Annotated in this window: 17 protein-coding genes; 6 read left to right on the top strand and 11 right to left on the bottom strand. The window is 69.1% G+C overall.

Translation table 11 applies throughout. From position 1 onward, the window contains the following. Positions 1 to 437 precede the first annotated feature (437 nt). Entirely contained in the window at positions 438 to 1,244 is an 807-nt protein-coding gene (locus M3M27_RS07140; protein WP_434027974.1) for a DUF4349 domain-containing protein, read from the bottom strand. Between the two features lie 8 nt (positions 1,245 to 1,252). Continuing rightward, positions 1,253 to 1,609, bottom strand: a complete 357-nt coding sequence (locus M3M27_RS07135) for a GFA family protein (RefSeq protein WP_140718931.1) — start codon at positions 1,607 to 1,609, stop codon at positions 1,253 to 1,255. Between the two features lie 159 nt (positions 1,610 to 1,768). On the opposite strand from M3M27_RS07135, the gene M3M27_RS07130 reads away from it, so the two are divergent. Continuing rightward, positions 1,769 to 3,586, top strand: coding sequence for a DUF885 domain-containing protein (locus M3M27_RS07130; RefSeq protein WP_434027590.1), 1,818 nt, complete (start codon positions 1,769 to 1,771; stop codon positions 3,584 to 3,586). A gap of 50 nt (positions 3,587 to 3,636) precedes the next feature. On the opposite strand, the gene M3M27_RS07125 is transcribed toward M3M27_RS07130, so the two are convergent. Next, the gene (locus M3M27_RS07125; protein WP_434027589.1) at positions 3,637 to 4,680 is read right to left on the bottom strand and encodes an NADP-dependent oxidoreductase; all 1,044 of its coding nucleotides are present in this window, start codon (positions 4,678 to 4,680) and stop codon (positions 3,637 to 3,639) included. Between the two features lie 20 nt (positions 4,681 to 4,700). Continuing rightward, entirely contained in the window at positions 4,701 to 5,927 is a 1,227-nt protein-coding gene (locus M3M27_RS07120) for an MFS transporter (RefSeq protein ID WP_434027588.1), read from the bottom strand. A gap of 75 nt (positions 5,928 to 6,002) precedes the next feature. On the opposite strand from M3M27_RS07120, the gene M3M27_RS07115 reads away from it, so the two are divergent. Then, positions 6,003 to 7,013 (top strand): AraC family transcriptional regulator, encoded by a 1,011-nt coding sequence (locus tag M3M27_RS07115; protein ID WP_434027587.1) that lies wholly within the window; start codon positions 6,003 to 6,005, stop codon positions 7,011 to 7,013. A 244-nt stretch (positions 7,014 to 7,257) separates the two neighbouring features. Here the strand turns inward: M3M27_RS07115 and M3M27_RS07110 are convergent, their stop codons facing one another. Further along, positions 7,258 to 7,923, bottom strand: a complete 666-nt coding sequence (locus M3M27_RS07110) for an O-methyltransferase (protein ID WP_140718936.1) — start codon at positions 7,921 to 7,923, stop codon at positions 7,258 to 7,260. Positions 7,924 to 8,016: 93 nt separating this feature from the next. On the opposite strand from M3M27_RS07110, the gene M3M27_RS07105 reads away from it, so the two are divergent. After that, complete coding sequence (locus M3M27_RS07105; RefSeq protein ID WP_434027586.1) at positions 8,017 to 8,670, top strand: TetR family transcriptional regulator; 654 nt, start codon at positions 8,017 to 8,019, stop codon at positions 8,668 to 8,670. 61 nt (positions 8,671 to 8,731) lie between these two features. On the opposite strand, the gene M3M27_RS07100 is transcribed toward M3M27_RS07105, so the two are convergent. The 3 genes from M3M27_RS07100 to ftrA all read right to left on the bottom strand — a co-directional run bounded on the left by M3M27_RS07100 (position 8,732) and on the right by ftrA (position 12,215). After that, the gene (locus tag M3M27_RS07100; RefSeq protein WP_434027585.1) at positions 8,732 to 10,564 is read right to left on the bottom strand and encodes an ABC transporter ATP-binding protein; all 1,833 of its coding nucleotides are present in this window, start codon (positions 10,562 to 10,564) and stop codon (positions 8,732 to 8,734) included. Positions 10,565 to 10,616: 52 nt separating this feature from the next. Beyond that, positions 10,617 to 10,889: a hypothetical protein gene (locus M3M27_RS07095; RefSeq protein ID WP_434027584.1), complete on the bottom strand. Its 273-nt coding sequence runs from the start codon at positions 10,887 to 10,889 to the stop codon at positions 10,617 to 10,619. A gap of 363 nt (positions 10,890 to 11,252) precedes the next feature. After that, positions 11,253 to 12,215 carry a transcriptional regulator FtrA gene (gene ftrA / locus M3M27_RS07090; protein WP_434027583.1) on the bottom strand — a complete coding sequence of 321 codons (963 nt, stop codon included), beginning with the start codon at positions 12,213 to 12,215 and terminating at the stop codon, positions 11,253 to 11,255. A 92-nt stretch (positions 12,216 to 12,307) separates the two neighbouring features. Between ftrA and M3M27_RS07085 the strand changes: the two genes are divergently transcribed. Beyond that, positions 12,308 to 12,724, top strand: a complete 417-nt coding sequence (locus M3M27_RS07085) for a rhodanese-like domain-containing protein (protein WP_434027582.1) — start codon at positions 12,308 to 12,310, stop codon at positions 12,722 to 12,724. 629 nt (positions 12,725 to 13,353) lie between these two features. Here the strand turns inward: M3M27_RS07085 and M3M27_RS07080 are convergent. Together M3M27_RS07080 and rraA are read right to left on the bottom strand one after the other, a co-directional pair. Continuing rightward, the gene (locus M3M27_RS07080; RefSeq protein ID WP_434027581.1) at positions 13,354 to 15,006 is read right to left on the bottom strand and encodes a serine hydrolase; all 1,653 of its coding nucleotides are present in this window, start codon (positions 15,004 to 15,006) and stop codon (positions 13,354 to 13,356) included. Further along, a complete protein-coding gene (gene rraA, locus M3M27_RS07075; RefSeq protein WP_140718943.1) occupies positions 14,948 to 15,436 on the bottom strand; it encodes a ribonuclease E activity regulator RraA in 489 nt (162 codons plus the stop codon). Before rraA ends, M3M27_RS07080 begins: the two co-directional genes overlap by 59 nt. Before the next feature lie 394 nt (positions 15,437 to 15,830). On the opposite strand from rraA, the gene M3M27_RS07070 reads away from it, so the two are divergent. Beyond that, the gene (locus M3M27_RS07070) at positions 15,831 to 16,658 is read left to right on the top strand and encodes a DUF72 domain-containing protein (RefSeq protein ID WP_434027580.1); all 828 of its coding nucleotides are present in this window, start codon (positions 15,831 to 15,833) and stop codon (positions 16,656 to 16,658) included. 76 nt (positions 16,659 to 16,734) lie between these two features. Next, positions 16,735 to 17,682 (top strand): DMT family transporter, encoded by a 948-nt coding sequence (locus tag M3M27_RS07065; RefSeq protein ID WP_434027579.1) that lies wholly within the window; start codon positions 16,735 to 16,737, stop codon positions 17,680 to 17,682. A gap of 742 nt (positions 17,683 to 18,424) precedes the next feature. Here the strand turns inward: M3M27_RS07065 and M3M27_RS07060 are convergent. After that, positions 18,425 to 19,147, bottom strand: coding sequence for a pseudouridine synthase (locus M3M27_RS07060; RefSeq protein WP_140718946.1), 723 nt, complete (start codon positions 19,145 to 19,147; stop codon positions 18,425 to 18,427). Positions 19,148 to 19,158 lie beyond the last annotated feature (11 nt).

Genomic DNA, 19,158 nt, shown 5'->3' with positions numbered 1-19,158 from the left:
CGAAGGCGAAAGCTTTTGCCTTGATTGAAGGCCCCAAAGCCAAGAGCAACGTCCCTGGATCCCCGCCTTCGCGGGGATGACGATAGATGGATAATGGGGGCCGGATGGATGGCGAGAAAATCCCGGGATGATCAGCCATGACCAGCCACATTCGGCTGTCATGAAGCACTTTGGCTGCTGAAAGCACTCCTGCGTTCGCGGGAATGGCGATGGCAAGGATCCCAAGGCCTCACTCGTACCCTCATCCGCTCCTTCGGAGTACCTCGCTTCGCGCGCTGGACGCTCAGGCGCGTGCGAGCCAGTGGCTCGCGGGCCACACGTCTTCGCCCCGAGAAGAGGACCTCACGCCACCCTTTACCGGCCGGCAATAGCGAGAACCACGTGGATGGGATGGGCTCCACGGGAAGCGCAAACCTCCCATCCACATGGCCAATCTGTCACGCGCCGCGCTTGCGCCGCCTGCGCCACCACCCGTGCAACACCGCCAACAACACCACCACCACGATCGCGACCGGCGCCAATCCCGCCACCGCACGCACCAGGAACGCCACGCTCCCCGCGAAGATCCGGCCGCTTTCCGCGAACGCCTCGCCGATCTCGCTGCGTCCCTGCTCCCCGCCGGTGGCGCGATAAGCGATCGTGACCTTCTGCGTATCGATACGACGGCGCTGCTGCGCCGCCTCGCGCTGCGCCGCTTCCGCGGAGGCCTCGATCTCGGCCAGCCGCTGCGAGATCGCGAGCAGGTCGGCCACCTTCAGGTCGCTGCGCTGCTGGAATTCGAGCAGGCGCGCATGCTCCTTCTGCAACCGCTCCTGCGTCATCCGGTTGTCGGCGGCCTGCTGGGCCAGGTCCTCCGCGCGGGTGCTGCGCGAGGCCAGTTCGCCGCCCTCTCCGGCCAGCTTCAGGATCGGTTCGACCCCCGCCGGCGCGATCCGCAGCTCGATGTCGCCGCTCGCGTAGGGCCCGCCCTGCTGCGACACCGACAGCACCGCGCAATCGCCGAAGCGCGCCTGCTGGCAGGCCTGCTGCACCGCATCGATGCGCTTGGGGATCTCCGCCGCCGGCACGCGCACCTGCACGTCCGTCTCGTAGGCGAGGAAGGTCCCTTCGGGCGCCTGCAGCATCTTGGCCGAGGCCGCCGGCGCCGCTGGCGCGATGGCGGCAAAGCTCTCCGCCGCGGCACCTTCGCCGCCCTGGCGGCTGCAGCCCACCGCGACCAGCGCCGCGGCGGCGAGGCCGAGCATGCGCAGGGTCACAGGCGCGCTCCGTCGATCGGCACCACCTTCAGCGTGGACAGGTCCACCTCCGGCAGGCAACGCACGTTCACCGCCACCATCCGCTCGCCGGTGCGGGGATCGGTGCCCTCGCTGAAAGGCGCGATGCCGCATACGGTGCAATGGTGGTGATCGATGTGATGGTGGTTGAACCGGTAGGTGGCCAGCCCGGCCGGATCGCCGTGCAGGGACAACGATGCGTGCGGACCGAACCACAGCAGGCCGCCGCGGCGCCTGCACATGGAGCAATTGCAGTCGTAGACCTCGGCGATGGCCGGCTCGGCCTCCAGGTCGAACGCGACCGCCCCGCAATGACAGCTGCCTGCGTACTTCATGTGCGTACCCTCCCTTGGAAAGCGCCAGTTTAGAGCGAGCGACGGCCCGTGGGACGGGACGCGACGAGCCGGCCCGATGGACCTGGCCCCATCCAACGGCAGGGGTGCCCGGGCGGCGGGCGCCGTATGCTGGGGGTTTCGTCCACCCAAGGTCATCCCATGCGCAAGCATCTGCTCGCCGCCGCCCTGCTCGCCGCCCTCGCCGGCTGCCAGCAGGCCGAATCCCCGTCGTCCGCCTCGTCCTCCGCCGCCAGCGCCACGGCCAGCCCGGCCGCCGACCCGGCCGTGGACGCCCGCTTCGCCGAGCTGTCGAAGAAGGCGCTCGACACCTGGATGCAGCTCTCGCCGGTCAACGCCACCCAGATCGGCGACCATCGCTTCGACACGCAGATCGACGACCTCAGCGCGGCCGGCCGGCAGAAGAGCCTGGACGCCGGCAAGGCCCTGCTGGCCGAGCTGGACGCGATCGACGTCGCCAGGCTCTCGCGCGAGAACCAGGTCGATGCGGCGATCCTGCGCAACCAGCTGCAGTCGGACATCTGGGGCACCGAGACGCTGCAGAGCTGGGCCTGGGACCCGCAGCTCTACAACGGCCTGGCCGGCAGCGCGATCTACGGCCTGATGGCGCGCGAGTTCGCGCCGCTGCCCGAGCGCATCAAGTCCGCCACCGAGCGCATGGAGAAGATCCCGCAGGTCTTCGCCCAGGCCCGCGAGAACCTGGACCCGGCGCGCGTGCCGAAGATCCACGCCGAGACCGTCGCCAAGCAGAACAAGGGCATCCTCTCCATCGTCGACGCCTTCATCACCCCGCACCTGGGCGAACTGGCGCCGGCCGATGCCGAACGCACCCGCGCCGCGATCGAGACGCTGAAGAAGGCGGTCGCCGAGCAGCAGGAATGGCTGGACAAGACCCTGGTGCCGAACGCCAAGGGCGATTTCCGCATCGGCGCGGAGAAGTACGACCAGAAGCTGAAGTTCGCGCTGCTGTCCTCGCTCTCGCGCGCCGACATCAAGCAGCGCGCCGAGTCCGAACTCAAGCGCGTGCGCGAGGAGATGTACGGGATCGCCCGCACCGTGCTGAAGGACAAGCCCGGCGCCCCGGCCCTGCCGGACGCGCCCAGCGACGAGCAGCAGCAGAAGGCCATCGAGGCCGCGCTGGAGCTGGCCTACGCCGAGCGCCCGGCGCGCGACAAGGTGGTCGAGGACGCCAAGGCCTCGCTGAAGTCGGCCACCGACTTCGTGCGCGCGCACGACCTGGTGACGCTGCCGGACGCGCCGGTGGACGTGATCCTGATGCCGGAGTTCCAGCGCGGCGTCGCGGTCGCCTACTGCGACTCGCCCGGCCCGCTCGACAAGAACCTGAAGACCTTCTACGCGATCTCGCCGATCCCGGACGACTGGTCGCAGGCGCAGGTCGATTCGTTCCTGCGCGAGTACAACTCGCGGATGATCCACCTGCTGTCGATCCACGAAGGTATCCCCGGCCACTATCTGGAAGGCTGGCACTCGGCCAAGTTCCCCTCGACGCTGCGCGGCGTGCTGCGCTCGGGCATGTTCGCCGAGGGCTGGGCGGTCTACACCGAGCGGATGATGCAGGAGCAGGGTTACCTGGACAACGACCCGCTGTTCCACCTGGTGCAGCTGAAGTTCTACCTGCGCACCATCGCCAACGCGATCCTCGACCAGGGCGTGCACGTGGACGGCTGGAGCCGCGAGCAGGCGATGCACCTGATGACCCACGACGCGTTCCAGCAGGAGAGCGAGGCGGCCGGCAAATGGGTGCGCGCGCAGTTGTCCTCGGCGCAGCTGCCGACCTACTTCGTCGGCGTGCAGGAACACCTGGACATGCGCAAGGCGGTGCAGGAGAAGCTGGGCGACAAGTTCGACCTCAAGGCCTACCACGACCAGGTGCTGTCGTACGGCGCGCCGCCGGTGCGCTTCGTGCGCGAGCTGATGCTGGACCAGCCGATCGAGTGACCGGCAACGGAAGTGCCCGGCCGGGCCGGGCACTTCCTGGAATCCAGGCTCTAGGCCACCCGCACGACGAGCTTGCCGAAGTTGCGCCCCTGGAGCAGCCCGGCGAACGCCGCAGGCGCCTGCTCCAGGCCATCGACGATGTCCTCGGTCGGATGGATGAGGCCGGCCGCGATCCAGGCTTCCGCCTCGCGGCGGAACTCGGCGTGGCGCGTGGCGTAGTGGTCGAGGATGATGAAACCCTCCATGCGCACGCGCTTGCTCAGCACGGTCGCCAGCAGCCTGGCCGACCTGTCCGGCCCCGGCGCCTCGCCGGCCGCGTTGTAGTGGGCGATGAAACCGCACACCGGCACGCGCGCGCCGATGTTCAGCAGCGGCAGCACCGCCTCCAGCACCGCGCCGCCGACGTTCTCGAAGTACACGTCGATCCCCGACGGGCAGGCCGCGGCGAGCCGCTGCGCGAAGTCCTCGTCGTAGCGGTCCACGCAGGCATCGAAGCCGAGCGTCTCCACCGCATGCCGGCATTTGTCGGCACCGCCGGCGATGCCGACCACGCGCAGGCCCTTCAGGCGGGCGATCTGCCCGACCATCGCCCCGACCGCGCCGGTGGCCGCGGCCACCACCACGGTGTCGCCCGGCCGCGGCTGCCCTATGTCGAGCAGGCCGACGTAGGCGGTGAAACCGGGCATGCCAAGCGCGCCCAATGCCAGCGACGGCCGCTCCATGTCGCCCAGGCGTTCCAGGCCGGTTCCGTCGGACAGCGCATAGTCCTGCCAGCCGGCCTGCGCCAGCACGAGCTGGCCCGCCTCGAAGCCGGGATGGCGCGATTCGACCACGCGGCTGACGGTGCCGCCGACCATCACCTCGCCCAGCGCCAGCGGCGGCGCATAGCCGGGCCCGATCTCGTCCATCAGGTTGCGCATGTACGGATCGAGCGAGAGATAGTGCGTGCGCAGCAGCACCTCGCCCTCCTCCGGCGACGGCACGGGCACCTGCTCGAGGCGGAAATCCCGGGCGCTCGGCAGGCCCTGCGGCCGCGCGGCGAGGACGATGCGGCGGTTGACCGGCGATCCCGCCACGGGAGACGTGCTTTGCATCGGGTTCTCCATCGTGTGCTTCAAGCCGCTTCGCCGGCCGGTTCCTGGCCGATGCGCGGACCGCGGTGCCAGGTCAGCATCGCGCCCAGCACCATGGTGACCAGCGCGAACAGCGGCGCCCCGAGCGCCCCCATGTGGTCCACGAGGACGCCGCCACCCACCGCACCGCTGGCGATGGCCACCTGGAAGGCCGCCACCAGCAGGCCACTGGCGCCTTCGGCCTGGTCCGGCGCGGCGCGCACGATCCAGATCTGGAAACCGACCGGGAATGCGGCGAAGGCGAAGCCCCACAAGGTGATCGCCACCGCGGCCACCAGCGCCGACTCGCCGCGCACCAGCAGGCTGGCGGCCAGCAAGGCGATGGTCACGCTGCCGAACATGATCGCCAGGCGCTCGCTGCGCCCCGCCAGGTAGCCGCCGAACAGGTTGCCGAAGAAGCCGCCGATGCCGTAGGCCAGCAGCACCGCCGAGATCGCGCTCAGCGACAGGTGGCTGACGTTCTCCATCAACGGGCGCACGTAGGTGAAGCCGGCGAAGTGGCCCGAGATCACCAGCAGCACCGCCAGCAGCACCACGCGGATGCCGGGCCGCGCCAGCAGGTGCCCGAGCACCTGCAGGTCCGACTGCGCGCGCGGCTTGAGCGCCGGCAGGCTGAGCAGTTGCGCCAGCAGGGTCAGCAGCGAGACCGCGCCGGCCGCCATGAAGGCGCTGCGCCAGCCCCAGGTGTCCCCCATCCACGCGCCTACCGGGGCCGCGCAGACCGTGGCGACCGAGACGCCGGTGAGGATCAGCGACATCGCGCGCGGGAACAGCGACTCCGGCACCAGGCGCATCGCCAGCGGCGCGGCCATCGCCCAGAAGCCGCCCAGCGCCACGCCCAGCACGACGCGCGCCACCAGCAGCGTGGACAGGGTGTGCGCCATCACCGCCAGGACATTCGACAACAGCAACAGCAGCGTGAGGCCGAACATCACCTGGCGGCGGTCCAGGCGCCGGGTCAGCAGCGGCAATGCCGGGGCGGCCACCGCGGCCACCAGGGCGGTCGCGGTGACGCTCTGCCCGGCCGCGCCTTCGCTGACCGCCAGGTCGGCCGCCATCGCGGTCAACAGGCTGGCCGGCAGGAATTCCGCGGTGACCAGGCCGAACACGCCCAACGTCATGGCGCCCACCGCCCACCAGTTGGCGGCGGCGGGAGCGTCGGGCTGAACAGGGCCGGAGGCGGGGTCGGAACGGGTGTCGGGGATCACGGTGGGGGACCGGGAAGTGAAGGGACCGGCAGATTAGGCGTATGATTCTGGCGTTTCCATGCCGGAAAACCCCTAATGCTTGTCCAATCCTCCCAACCCTCCCCGATCGCCTCGGCCCAGACGCCCCCGGACATGCTGACCCAGGTGTTGCTGGGCCTGCGCCTGGACGGCGTGGAGTACGGCCGCTGCGAATTGCAGGCGCCGTGGTCGCTGGCGTTTCCGGCGCAGCGCGATGCGCGCTTCCATTTCGTCGCACGCGGCGGCGCATGGTTGCGCGTGGAGGGCGCGGAATGGAAGCGGCTGCAGGCCGGCGACGCGGTGTTGCTGCCGCGCGGCAGCGCGCACGTGCTGGCCAGCGCGCCGGACGTGCCCACGGTGGAGATCGGCAGTTGCGCGCGCACGCCGGTGTGCGACGACGTCTACCTCGTCTGCAAGCGCGGTTGCGACGGCACCGGCGGCGACGGCAAGGCCGAGCCTCCGCCGCCGGACGTACTGTTCTGCGGGGCGATGCGCTTCAACCTGGACCCGCTGCACCCGCTGCTGGCGATGATGCCGGAGCAGATGCTGGCCGGCGACCTGCTCAAGCGCGACCCGGCCGTGCCTGTGCTGCTGGAAGCGATGGAGCGCGAGGCGTCGCTGGACCGCATCGGCGCCTGCGGCATCCTCGCGCGCATGGCCGACGTGCTCGCCGCCAGCATCATCCGCGCCTGGGTGGAATGCGCCTGCAGCGACGCCAGCGGCTGGATCGCGGCGGTGCACTGCCCCAAGATCGGCAAGGTGATCGCGGCCGTGCATGCCGAACCGGAGCGCGATTGGAGCGTCGCCGAGCTCGCCGACCTGATGGGCGCCTCGCGCTCGCGCTTCGCCGAATCGTTCACGCGCACCGTCGGCGAGAGCCCGGCGCGCTACGTCGCCAAGGTCAAGATGTTCCGCGCACGCCGCTGGATCGAGCAGGAAGGCATGCGCGTGGCGGTAGCCGCCGGGCGCCTGGGCTACGACAGCGAGGCGTCCTTCAGCCGCGCCTTCAAGCGCATCATCGGCGTGCCGCCGAGCGCGGTGCGGCCGCAGGCCCGCACCGCCGCTTGAGGCGGCGATCGGCCAGCCCGCTCCGCGCCTGCGTGGCCGCCATGCCACTGCGAATAGAGAATACTTCGCGCCGTGCCGCAACTTCGGCGATTGCTTCAGCGGCAACACCCGCAACATGGTGGGCACGGCGACCTACCGCTTCTGAGGCCGCGGCGGGCCGCCACCGGGCGGTGGCGGCCCCGGCTCGGACTGACCGCCTCCGTGCGCCGCCATCGCTCTCCGATGCGGCGCATGGAAGTCCGCCTCAGCCCAGCCGCATCGACAGTTCCACGTCCTCGTCGAACGCCAGCGACAAGTAGCCGGCTTCCGGCGAACGCACCCGCGCCAGGTACTCGGGGCTGTAGTCGGCGTTGTCGGCGACCACCAGCGCACCCGGGCGCAACCGCGGCTCCAGGAGCGCCAGCACCTCCGGGTACAAGGCCTTGGCGCCATCCAGCAGCAACAGGTCGATCGTCTCCGGCGGATCCGCAGCCAGGGTCTGCAATGCGTCGCCGGCACGGATCTCCACCAGGTCCAGCAGGCCGCCCGCTTCGAGGTTGGCGCGTGCGCGCGCCAGCTTGGACGGCTCGAACTCGCTGGTGACCAGCCGGCCGCCTCCGTTGTCGCGCAAGGCGGCGGCCAGGTGCAACGTGGAGATGCCGATGGAGGTGCCGAACTCGACGATGCTGCGCGCCCGGCAACTGCGGGCCAGCATGTACAGCAACGTGCCGGTCCGCCGCGAGACCGCCAGCGGCAGATCCTTCAACCGGCCGTAGAAATCCAGGTAGTCGGTCTTGCTGCGCATCAGGCGCGCTTGCTCGTCCGCGGACAATGCGGCCACGGCCGGGCTGTCCACGGGCGAGGCGGCGGCGTCCTCGGCGAACAGGCGGTCCAGCAGCGGCGCCAGGAGGGGGAAAACCGGGGTGTTCATTGGTGAATCTCCGAAAGGAATGAAGGTGCACGTCGCGCCGGACTAGAATGCGAGCAATCATTCGCGTTTTCTAATCGCATTCCGGGACTGGCCATGAGCGCACCGCACGCGCCCCGTATTTCCCAGCGCAAACAGCCCAAACAGGCGCGTTCCAACGAACTGGTGGCGGCGATCCTGCAGGCGGCCGCTCAGGTTTTGGCCGCCGAAGGCGCCACCCGTTTCACCACCGCTCGGGTCGCCGAGAAGGCCGGCGTCAGCATCGGCTCGCTGTACCAGTACTTCCCCAACAAGGCGGCGATCCTGTTCCGCCTGCAGAGCGACGAATGGCGCCACACCAGCAACCTGCTGGCCCGCCTGATGGCCGATCGCGCGCAGCCGCCGGCCGGGCGCTTGCGCGCCCTGGTGCATGCGTTCGTGCGCTCCGAGTGCGAGGAAGCGGACATGCGCGTCGCGCTCGGCGATGCCGCGCCGTTCTACCGGCACGCGCCCGAGGCGCGCCAGGCGCGCGAGGCGGGCGAACGCGCCTTCGCCGATTTCATGCGCGAAGCGCTGCCCAGGGCCGACGCGCCGACCCGCGCGCGGGCCGGCGGCTTGATCACCGATACCCTCAGCGGCGCCGGCAAGCAGTTCTCCGAAAGCCCGCGCCGGCCGGAGGAGATCGCCGCCTACGCCGACGCGATGGCGGACATGTTCTGCGCCTACCTTGAACGCCTGGCGGAAGCCAGCGCCAAGGGACGGGCCCCGTAGCGGGCCGCCCGGATACGGAACCTGCCGGGCGGGCCGACGCGCACCGCGGCGGTGCGTTGCCTCAGGCCTCCGCCGCCACGAACCCGCCGGTCTGGCGCGCCCACAGCCGCGCATACAGCCCGCCGCGCGCGACCAGTTCGGCGTGCGTGCCGGTCTCGACGATCGCGCCGCGGTCCATCACCACCAGCCTGTCCATGCGCGCGATGGTCGAGAGCCGGTGCGCGATCGCGATCACCGTCTTGCCGGCCATCAGCTCGTCGAGGCTGTCCTGGATGGCGGCCTCGACCTCCGAATCCAGCGCCGAGGTGGCCTCGTCCAGCACCAGGACCGGGGCGTCCTTCAGCAGCACCCGCGCGATCGCGATGCGCTGGCGCTGGCCGCCCGACAACTTCACGCCGCGCTCGCCCACGTGCGCCTCGTAGCCGCGCCGGCCCTCGCCGTCCACCAGCGTCTCGATGAAGCTGTCGGCGCGGGCCTTGCGCACCGCTTCGTGCAGTTGCGCCTCGGTGGCGTCGGGCCGGCCGTACAGCAGGTTGTCGCGGATCGAGCGATGCAGCAGCGAGGTGTCCTGGGTCACCACGCCGATCTGCGCGCGCAGGCTCTCCTGCGTCACCCGCGCCACGTCCTGCCCGTCGATCAGGATGCGGCCGCTCTCCAGGTCGTACAGGCGCAGCAGCACGTTGACCAACGTCGACTTGCCGGCGCCGGACGGGCCGACCAGGCCGATCTTCTCGCCCGGCCGCACCTCCAGGTCCAACCCGGCGATCACCCCGCCCTGCTTGCCGTAATGGAAGTGGATGTCCTCGAAGCGCACCTCGCCGCGCGTCACCTGCAGTTCGCGCGCGTCCGGCGCGTCCTGCACCGTGAGCGGCCGCGAGATGGTCTGCATGCCGTCCTGCACCGTGCCGATGTCCTCGAAGATGCCGTTGATCGTCCACATGATCCAGCCGGACATGTTGTGGATGCGGATCACCAGGCCGGTCGCCACGGTGATCGCGCCGACGCTGACCTGGCCGCGGCTCCACAGCCACAGCGCCAGCGCGCAGGTGCCGACGATCAGGAAGCCGTTGATGATCGCGATCGAGGTATCCATCGAGGTGGTCACGCGGGTCTGCGCGCGATGCTTGACCGCCAGCTCGTCGATCGCCTCGCGCACGTAGCCCTGCTCCCGCCCGGCCCGGGCGAACAGCTTCAACGTCGCCACGTTGGTGTAGCCGTCGACGATCCGGCCCATCGCCTTGGAGCGCGCATCCGAGGCGATCCAGGCACGGGTCTTCATGCGCGGCACGAAGTGGACCATCAGCGCCACGTAGGCGACGAGCCACAGCAGCAGCGGCGCGGTCAGCAGCGGGTCGGCCTGCGCGAACAGGTACAGCGCGCTGCCGGTGTAGACCACGATGTACCACAGCGCATCGACCATCTGCACCGCCGACTCGCGCAGCGAGGTGCCGGTCTGCATCACCCGGTTGGCGATGCGGCCGGCGAAGTCGTTCTGGAAGAACGACAGGCTCTGCCGCACCACGTAGTTGTGCATCAGCCAGCGCGCGCGGTTGCTCAGCCCCGGTACGATCGCCTGGTTGACCAGCAGGTTGTGCACGCCCACCAGCAGCGGGCGCGCGATCAGGGTGATGCCTCCCATCCACAGCAGCTCGACGGCATGGCGCCGGAAAAAATCCGGGCCCGGGCGCTCGGCCACCATGTCGACGATGCGGCCGAGGAAATCGAACATCGCCACTTCGACCAGCGCCAACAGCAGGCCGGCGACCAGCGTCGCCAGCAGGACCGGCCACAGCGGGCGCAGGTAATGCAGGTAGAAACGCCGTACCGCACCGGGTGGCGTGCGGTTTTCCGGCGAAGGAAACACCTCCACCAAGGATTCGAACCACCGGAACATCGCCAGACCCCAATCGACAAAGGCGCCGAGGGTAGCTCATTGGATGTGGTGGTCAAGCGAACGGGATCGAACCGATCGCGGCGAGCCCGGCCCCGCACCGGCGGCGCGAACGGCGGCGTGCGCAACACGTCCGGAGCGCATCGTCGCGAGACGCGGCCTGGGGTAGCAGGCGGCCTTCAAGCAGCACGCTGCTCCAGTGCGGCGTGAACATGTGGTCCCAGTCGTAGTAGATCGACTGCGACAGGTACAAGCCCGAAGCCGTCTGGAACTGCAGGCCCGCGCCGCGCGTGCTGTCGGCGAACAGGATGCCGCGTTGTACCGACAACCGGCAGCGGCTCCCAACGGTCCTGCAAAGCGCCGTCGTAGCTCGGCGTGGTGACGGGCGCCATCCCGACCGTCAATTCGGTCTTGTCGCCCCACAGGCTCCCGGGCGCGGCAGGCGACGCCGCAGGATCCGGATCGGCAGGCGCGGCCCACGAGGTCAAGGGCATGCCGGCCCGGGCCAACAAAGCCAGGCGCCGCGCGCCGCGAGCAAAAGCCACCATCCCGAGTCTCTCCCTGGAAACAGACGCTCGCCCGGACAAGCGGTCCCGGCACGTCTCCAGTGTGGCCATTCCGGCCTTCCGCCAGCCTTTCGGGGAGGCCCGCAAACTGAACGCTTTCCCTCACGGCGGATCGCGTACCCGCTTCAGGCGCCCTGCCCGAAACTCTTGCGGTACGCCGACGGCGCCACGCCCACGTTGCGCCTGAATGCCGCCCTGAACGCCTCCAGCGTTTCGAAGCCGCAGGCCTCCGCCACCCGCTCCAGGTCGAGCCGGCCGGCCTCCAGCAGCGCCTTCGCGGACCGTATGCGTTCCTGCTGCAGCCACTGCCCCGGCGTCGTGCCGATCGCCTGCTTGAAGCGGCGATAGAAATTGCGCTCGCTCATCGCCGCCGCCCGGGCCAGGTCGGCGGCGGCGATGCCGTCGGCCAGCCGCTGCCGTGCCCAGTCGAAGACGCCATCGAACGGATCGTTGCGGCGCCTGGCCACCGGACTGGCCACGAACTGCCGCTGCCCGCCCTCGCGGTGCGGCAGCATCACCAACCGCTGCGCCACCCGGTTGGCGATCGCGGTACCGAAGTCGCTGCGGATGAGGTGCAGGCCCGCGTCGATCCCGGCCGCGCTGCCGGCCGAGGTGACGATCCGGCCGTCCTCGACATAGAGCGCATCGGGGACCAGCGTACTGGCGGGGAAGCATTCGCGGAAACGCTGCTCGTAGCGCCAGTGCGTGGTCGCCCGGCGTCCGTCCAGCAGACCGCAGTGGCCGAGCAGGAACGCCCCGGAGCAGATCGACATCAGCCTCGCGCCGCGCGCGTGCGCCCGGCACAGCGCGGACTTCAAGGCTGCGGAAGGCTTCACCTCCGGCCCGCTCCAGCCGGGCACCACGATCGTATGCGCCCTGCGCAACAGCTCCAGCCCGCCATCGGCCGCGATCCGCATGCCGCCGATCCCGCTGCGCACCCGTCCCGCGGTCATGGCCACGCCGAAGCGATACCAGGCCACCTCCAGCTCCGGCCGCGGCAGGCCGAACAACTCGGCGGCGATGCCGAACTCGAACAGGCACAGGTCCGGATACGCCAGCGCGACCACGTACGGGGTTTTCTTCGCCATGGCAGGAAATGACCGGTATCCGTCAATCCTGCCAGTTTAACCGGCGCCCTGCCCGGACCACACTGGCACCGCCCCAGCCAAGGAGACGATCCATGCCGAACCCCGTACTGCAGGTCCCCGCCGCCGCCAGCGCGGAAGCGCTGCGCCATTTCACCGCCAAGCTGCACCTGGAAACGGACTGCTGGGACGTGCACGAAGCGATGGCATCCGGCGCCCCCGGCTTCGTCCTCCTCGATGTGCGTGCCCCGGCGCTGTATGCCCGGGGCCACGTACCGGGGGCGATCAACCTGCCCCACGGCAAGATCGTCCAGGGCAAGCTCGCCCATCATCCGGCCGGCACCCTGTTCGTCGTGTACTGCGCCGGACCCCACTGCAACGGCGCGGACAAGGCCGCGGTACGCCTGGCCATGCTGGGGCGCCCGGTCAAGCTCATGATCGGCGGCATCACAGGCTGGCTGGACGAGGGTTTTGAATTGGCACGCGAGGAAGTGGCGAGCGAGGCCGTGTGATTTGCATGCAGGCCCGGGCGATCTTTGCCTTTGCTGTTGCTGTTGCTGTTGCTGTTGCTGTTGCTGTTGCTCGTGATGTTGCTTTGGCTTTTCGCTTTTGACCTTGACTTACCGGGGCCCCTCCGAAGCGGCGGAGACGGCGGGTAAAACCCCGAAGGGGCGACGCACATGGATGTGCGTCGTTTTTCGCCGCGACAGGAGGTCGCGTCCGAAAATCCCATTGGCTCCGCGGACCCGCAGCGCAGCTGCGGGCGCGCAAGCGGGGTGTGTTTGATCAGCCGTTCGGCTGCTGTGAAGCGCTTCTTTGGGTTACCTTTCTTTACGCGGCACATCCTTGTGCCGCGCCCTTCGGGCCGGCTCCGCCGTGCGGCGCCGCTCCTGCGGCGCGCGTGCACAAGCAAAGAAAGGTAACTCGCCGTAAGGCGAAAGCTTTGGCCTTATCGCCAAAGGCCCAAAGAGCCCAAAAGCAAAGTCCCTGGATGATCAGCCATTCGGCTGCTGAAAAGCGCTTCCCGCCTTCGCGGGAATGACGGTAGAGAGATTCCGCGGGGCAGCGGAATGGCATCAAAGCCAAAGAGCTTCCTCTACACAAAAACAATGACAGGACACCCCCTATCGATTAAGCCCCGTCACTCCACCGGCACCAAGACCAAATCCTGGAAATCGAAGCTGAAGTCCGTCAACGGCGACACCGCCTCCATCCTCGCCTCGCGCACCTTGCCATCCGGCGTCAGCGCGAAGGTGACGAACGCATCGGCATTGAGCGAGCGATCGTCCCAGCGCACGATGAACGTATCGTGCTGCCAATGCTCCAGCGTCCCGAGCAACTGCGCCGTCTTCGAGAACTGCAGCCGCAGGCGTTCCCCTTCCCGGCGCACCACCACGTCCCCGTACCACGGGTCGCGGTAGGTGCCGGCATAACCGGACAACGGCAACGAAGGCCTGGACTTCGCATCGCGCGCCGCCATGTGCCTGTCCCAACTCTCGTCGGCCTTCTCCTGCGACTTGGCCACGGCCTTGGCATAGGCATCGGTCCAGTCGGTCTTCGGCGCGTCCAGATAGGCGTCGAGGACCTGCATCGTCACCGCATTGAACGCGGCGCCGACTTCCTGGTTGGTCAGCACGATCACGCCGAGCTTCCGCTCCGGCACCAGGGTCAGGCGCGAGACCATGCCCGGCCACCCGCCGGTATGCCAGACCAGCTTGTGGCCGCGGTAGTCGCTCAGGTTCCAGCCCTCGCCGTAGCCGGCGAAATTCGGCCTTGCCGGCGCCAGCTCGGGCACGCTCGGCTCCGGGATGGCGATGGGCGTGATCACCGACCACATCTCGCGCTGGCGCTGCGCGCTGAACAGCGGCGTGCCGTCCGGCAGCTTGCCGCCGGCCAGTTGCACGTTCATCCACTTGGCCATGTCGTGCACGCTGGAATAGATGCCGCCGGCACCGGAGTTGTTCGACCAGGTCAGCGGCGCGACCGTGCGCAGTTCGCGGAAGTCGTACTTGGCATGGCCCACCGCCGGCGCGTCGCCGGGGCGGAGATGGTCGGCGTTGAAGCGGGTGCCGCCCATGCCGACCGGATCGAAGATGCGCTTCTGCAGGAAGTCGGCATAGGACATGCCGGAGACCTGCTCGATCACCTTCTGCGCCACCGCGTAGAGGATGTTGTCGTAGGCGTACCGGTCGCGGAAGCCGCCCTTCAACGGCACCTTCGCCAGGCGCTTCACCACTTCGTCGGTGCTGTAGCCGGTGGTCGGCCAGAACAGCAGGTCGCCCGCGCCCAGGCTCAGCCCGCTGCGGTGGGCGAGCAGGTCGCGGATGCGCATCTCGCCGGTGACGTAGGGATCGGACATGCGGAACCACGGCAGGTGGTCGATCACCCGGTCGTCGAGCTTGAGCTTGCCCTCGTCGGCCAGGATCGACAGCGACGCCGCCGTGAACGCCTTGGTATTGGAGGCGATCGCGAACGGCGTGGTCGCCTCCACCGCCCCGGGCTTGCCGGCCTCGCGCACGCCGTAGCCCCGCTCCAGCACCACCTGCCCGTCCTCGACGATCGCGACCGCGATGCCGGGTACGTCGAAGGTCCGGCGCACGCGCTCGACCTGCGCATCGAAGTCCTGCAGTCCCGCCGGCGTTTCCGCGGCCTGTGCCGCCACTGCCGCCGCTAGCGCCATGGTCATTCCGCTCACCCACCACCCTCTGTTCAACCGCATTCTCCCGTTCGTTCGCTCAGGTCGCCGCCAGGTCCAACGGCGACGATGACACCAACACGCCGCTGGCATCCGCATAGAGCCAATGGCCCGGCACGAACGCCACCCCGGCGAAGTTCACCGGTACATCCACATCCCCCAGTCCGCGCCGGTCGGTCTTGCGCGGACAGGCCGCCAGCGCGAGCAGCCCGACCGGCAGCGTGGCCAGTATTTCGACGTCGCGCACGCAGCCATGGATCAGCATGCCCGCCCAACCGTTCGCCGCGGCATTGGCCGCGATCTGGTCGCCCACCAGCGCGTGCCGGAGCGAGCCCTGCCCGTCCACCACCAGCACCCGCCCCTCGCCCGGCGTCATCGCCAGCTCGCGCACGCGCGAGTTGTCCTCGAAGCAGCGTACCGTCGCCAACGGCCCCGAAAACGCGGCCCGGCCGCCGAAGCTGCGGAACAGCGGCTCGGCCACGGCCACCTCGGGGAAGCGGTCGCACAGGTCGGGGGTGGTCCAGTTCATGGAGGCCGTCCTCGGGCGGGGATGTCCGGATGGTAGCCGCCCGCCTCCCGGGCGCGCAGTGCCCAAAGTCCGGGTGGGGCCAGGGGCGAGAGCCGGGCGGCCGCCCCGCGCCCCATCATGGTGCAGCACGGCAGCGGCCGCCGGCCCGCTTGCCGGAAATCAGACCCTCTTTGCAAAACGGTAACGCACCGCCGGCCCCGCTGGCCGTAGCATCCCCGCTCAGGCATGACGGCACGCCGTCCCCGGCCCACCGCCGCATTGCGACGCCACCGGTGGCAGGTAGCCGCCGAACCGCTCCGGACGGATGCCGGGCAACGACATTGGGACGCACGCCCGTGGAGGCCACGCGGGCACGCGGCAACGAGAAGTGCAGGCAGTAGACAGGGATATTCCGTTGAACGAACTCTTCGACACAGCGCCGGCCAACGGCGGGGGCATCCATATCGGCATCGGCGGTTGGGTCTACGAACCTTGGCGTGGCGGCATGTTCTATCCACCCGGGCTCGTGCAGCGGCGCGAACTGGAATACGCCAGCCGCCACCTCACCAGCATCGAGATCAACGGCACCTATTACGGCACGCAGAAGCCGGCCACCTACGCCAAGTGGCGCGACGAGACGCCGGAGGGATTCGTGTTCTCGGCCAAGGCCCCCAAGCGCATCGTCCAGGCCAGGCGGCTGGCCGGCACGGGCGCGCAGGTCGACGACTTCATCGGCGGCATCTCCGAACTGGGCAACAGGCTGGGGCCGCTGGTATGGCAGTTCGCGCACGGCCGCACGCTGCAGCAGGACGACTTCGACGCGTTCCTCGACCTGCTGCCCAGCCATGCCGGCAGCCACCGCCTGCGCCACGTCCTGGAGATCCGCGATCCGGCCTTCGTGGATGCCGCGCTGCTCGAGCGGATACGCCGGCGCGGCATGGCCACGGTGTTCACCGACAGCGACGAGTACCCCTCCTTCGCCGACCTGGGCGGCGACTTCGTGTATGCGCGGCTGATGCGCAGCCGGTCCGACGTCGATACCGGCTATCCCGCGGCCGAACTGCGGGCCTGGGCACGGCGCATCCGGGCCTGGCGCGACGGCGAGGACAACCCGGACCTGCCGCATGTCGCCGCTCCGCTCGAGCCCGGCGAGCCGCGCGAGGTGTTCGTCTACTTCATCAGCGCCGCCAAGGAGCGCAATCCCGCGGCCGCCATGGCGCTGATGAAGGCGCTGGCTCCCTGATCCGGCACGCGAGCGCCGTCGCGCCGCGCGGCGTGCGCGATGGTCATGCCGCCGGCGCCTCGGCGACAATAGCCGGATGCCGATGACTCCCCTGCGCAAGGCGCAACTGCAAATCCATTTTTGCGTCCTGCTGTGGGGCGTGACCGCCATCCTGGGCAAGCTGATCACGCTGCCGGCGCTGCCGCTGGTGTGGTGGCGCATGCTGATCGTGGTGGCCGCGCTGGCGCTGTTGCCGCGGGTATGGCGCGGCCTGCGCGCGCTGACGCCGCGGCTGGCATGGGGTTATTGCGGCATCGGCGCGCTGGTGGCGTTGCACTGGCTGACCTTCTACGGCGCGATCAAGCTGGCCAACGCCTCGGTGGCCGCCACCTGCATCGCACTGGCGCCGGTGTTCACCGCGGTGATCGAGCCGTGGGTGGCGCACCGACCGTTCCGGCCGAGCGAGTTGCTGTTCGGCATCGCGGTGCTCCCGGGCGTGGCGATGGTGGTCGGCGGCGTGCCGGGCGGCATGCGCGCCGGCATCGCGGTAGGAGCCGTGTCCGCGCTGCTGGTGGCGCTGTTCGGCTCGCTCAACAAGCGCATGGTCAGCCATGCCGATCCGCTGACCGTCACCGGCCTGGAGCTCGGCGCGGGCACGCTGGTACTGACGGCGCTTGCCCCGTTGATGCCGCTGCTGCTGCCGGCCTTCGGCGGCGACCTGCTGGAGGTGCCGGGCCTGCACGACGGCGCGTTGCTGCTGGCGCTCGCCCTGGCCTGCACGCTGCTGCCGTTCGCGCTGGCGTTGGTAGCCTTGCGCCACCTGAGCGCGTACTCGGTGCAACTGGTCACCAATCTGGAACCGATCTACGCGATCGTGCTGGCCGCCCTGCTGCTCGGCGAGCAGAAGGAGCTGACGCCGCTGTTCTACCTCGGCGTGGCGATCATCCTCGGCGCCGTGTTCCTGCATCCGCTGCTGGAGCGCCGGCGCCGCATCGAGCATCCGGAACTGCTGGGCACGGCCGAGTCGAAGAACCTGGCCGATTAGACATGGCATGGCCTGCCGTTACAGCCCAAGGCCGAAGACGCAGCGCTGTTGCTGTTGCCGTTGCTCGTGTTTTGCCGTTGCTTTTGCTTTTCGCCTTTGATCTATCGGGGCCCCTCCGAAGCGGCGGAGACAATGGGAAACACCCGAAGGGCGGCGCACAGGGGCTCGCCGGAAAAGGCGAAGCACTGCTTCGCCCCGGCGGGCGGGCATTCGCCGCGCGGCGAATGCCCCGGGCTCGTCCGCGTAGCGGACGAGTGCGCCGTTTTCGGCCGCGACAGGAGGTCGCGTCCGAAAATCCCATTGGCTCCGCGGACCCGTAGCCCAGCGGAGGGCGCGAAGGCGGGGTGTGCTTGATCAGCCATGACCAGCCATTCGGCTGTTGTGAAGCGCTTCGGCTGCTGTGAAGCGCTTCTTTTGGTTACTTTTCTTTACGCGGCACATCCTTGTGCCGCGCCCTTCGGGCGGCTTCGCCGTGCGGCGCCGCTCCTGCGGCGCGCGTGCACAAGCAAAGAAAAGTGACTCGCCAAAGGCGAAAGTTTTTGCATCCACTCGAAACAAAGCAAAAGCAAAGTCCCTGGATCCCCGCCTTCGCGGGGATGACGATAGTGAGATCACGGGGACTGGATAGATAGCGAGAAAGTCGCTGGGCCGTCGCCTTCTCGAGGACGACGGTAGATAGATGTCGCAGGCCGGAGGGACAGCGTGATCAAACGCCCGAAAGCCCCATCAACCGATCAACCGATCAAAAATCCTGCCGCTGCGGCAACAAGCCCCTCAACTCCAGATCCGTCAAATTCCGCCACTGCCCCGGCTTCAACGTCCCCAGCTTGATGTTGTCGATACGCGTCCGTCGCAACTGCGTGACGCGATAGCCGAACTCAGCCGACATCAGGCGGATCTGCCGGTTCAGGCCCTGCTCCAGCACGATCCGGAACCCGAACTTGGCGATCCGCGCGGTCCGGCACGGCAACGTCATCTGCCCGTGGATGCGCACGCCGCGCGCCATCCCGCGCAGGAATTCGTCGGTGACCGGCTTGTTGACCGCCACCAGGTATTCCTTCTGGTGGCGGTTCTCCGCCCTCAGGATCTCATTGACGATGTCGCCGTTGCTGGTCATCAGGATCAGGCCTTCCGAATCCTTGTCCAGCCGCCCGATCGGGAAGATGCGCTGCTCGTGCCCGACGAAATCGACGATGTTGCCCTTCACCGAGCTTTCGGTGGTGCAGGTGATCCCGACCGGCTTGTTCAACGCGATGTAAACATGGCGGCGGGCACCGGGCTTGCTCGCCATGCGCGCGCGCAGCGGCTGGCCGTCCACCCGCACTTCGTCGCCCTCGCCCACCACCGCACCCGTGCCGGCCACCACGCCGTTGACGGTGACGCGCCGCTCGCCGATCAGGCGGTCGGCCTCGCGGCGCGAGCAGAATCCGGTCTCGGCGATGTGCTTGTTGAGGCGGGTGGTCATGGAGATCACTC

Source organism: Xanthomonas boreopolis, assembly GCF_046529185.1.
Classification (GTDB): Bacteria; Pseudomonadota; Gammaproteobacteria; order Xanthomonadales; family Xanthomonadaceae; genus Pseudomonas_S; species Pseudomonas_S boreopolis.
This window is presented reverse-complemented; position numbering and strand designations above follow the sequence as displayed.

Bases quoted from the DNA above. Each gene is read 5' to 3' on its own strand.
- ftrA (WP_434027583.1), bottom strand. From the start codon at position 12,215: ATGGCGAAGAAAACCCCGTACGTGGTCGCGCTGGCGTATCCGGACCTG.
- M3M27_RS07080 (WP_434027581.1), bottom strand. From the start codon at position 15,006: ATGCGGATGCCAGCGGCGTGTTGGTGTCATCGTCGCCGTTGGACCTGG.
- M3M27_RS07105 (WP_434027586.1), top strand. From the start codon at position 8,017: ATGAGCGCACCGCACGCGCCCCGTATTTCCCAGCGCAAACAGCCCAAA.
- M3M27_RS07140 (WP_434027974.1), bottom strand. From the start codon at position 1,244: ATGCTCGGCCTCGCCGCCGCGGCGCTGGTCGCGGTGGGCTGCAGCCGC.
- M3M27_RS07135 (WP_140718931.1), bottom strand. From the start codon at position 1,609: ATGAAGTACGCAGGCAGCTGTCATTGCGGGGCGGTCGCGTTCGACCTG.
- M3M27_RS07115 (WP_434027587.1), top strand. From the start codon at position 6,003: ATGCTTGTCCAATCCTCCCAACCCTCCCCGATCGCCTCGGCCCAGACG.
- M3M27_RS07060 (WP_140718946.1), bottom strand. From the start codon at position 19,147: ATGACCACCCGCCTCAACAAGCACATCGCCGAGACCGGATTCTGCTCG.
- M3M27_RS07110 (WP_140718936.1), bottom strand. From the start codon at position 7,923: ATGAACACCCCGGTTTTCCCCCTCCTGGCGCCGCTGCTGGACCGCCTG.
- M3M27_RS07100 (WP_434027585.1), bottom strand. From the start codon at position 10,564: ATGTTCCGGTGGTTCGAATCCTTGGTGGAGGTGTTTCCTTCGCCGGAA.
- M3M27_RS07125 (WP_434027589.1), bottom strand. From the start codon at position 4,680: ATGCAAAGCACGTCTCCCGTGGCGGGATCGCCGGTCAACCGCCGCATC.
- rraA (WP_140718943.1), bottom strand. From the start codon at position 15,436: ATGAACTGGACCACCCCCGACCTGTGCGACCGCTTCCCCGAGGTGGCC.
- M3M27_RS07130 (WP_434027590.1), top strand. From the start codon at position 1,769: ATGCGCAAGCATCTGCTCGCCGCCGCCCTGCTCGCCGCCCTCGCCGGC.
- M3M27_RS07065 (WP_434027579.1), top strand. From the start codon at position 16,735: ATGCCGATGACTCCCCTGCGCAAGGCGCAACTGCAAATCCATTTTTGC.
- M3M27_RS07085 (WP_434027582.1), top strand. From the start codon at position 12,308: ATGCCGAACCCCGTACTGCAGGTCCCCGCCGCCGCCAGCGCGGAAGCG.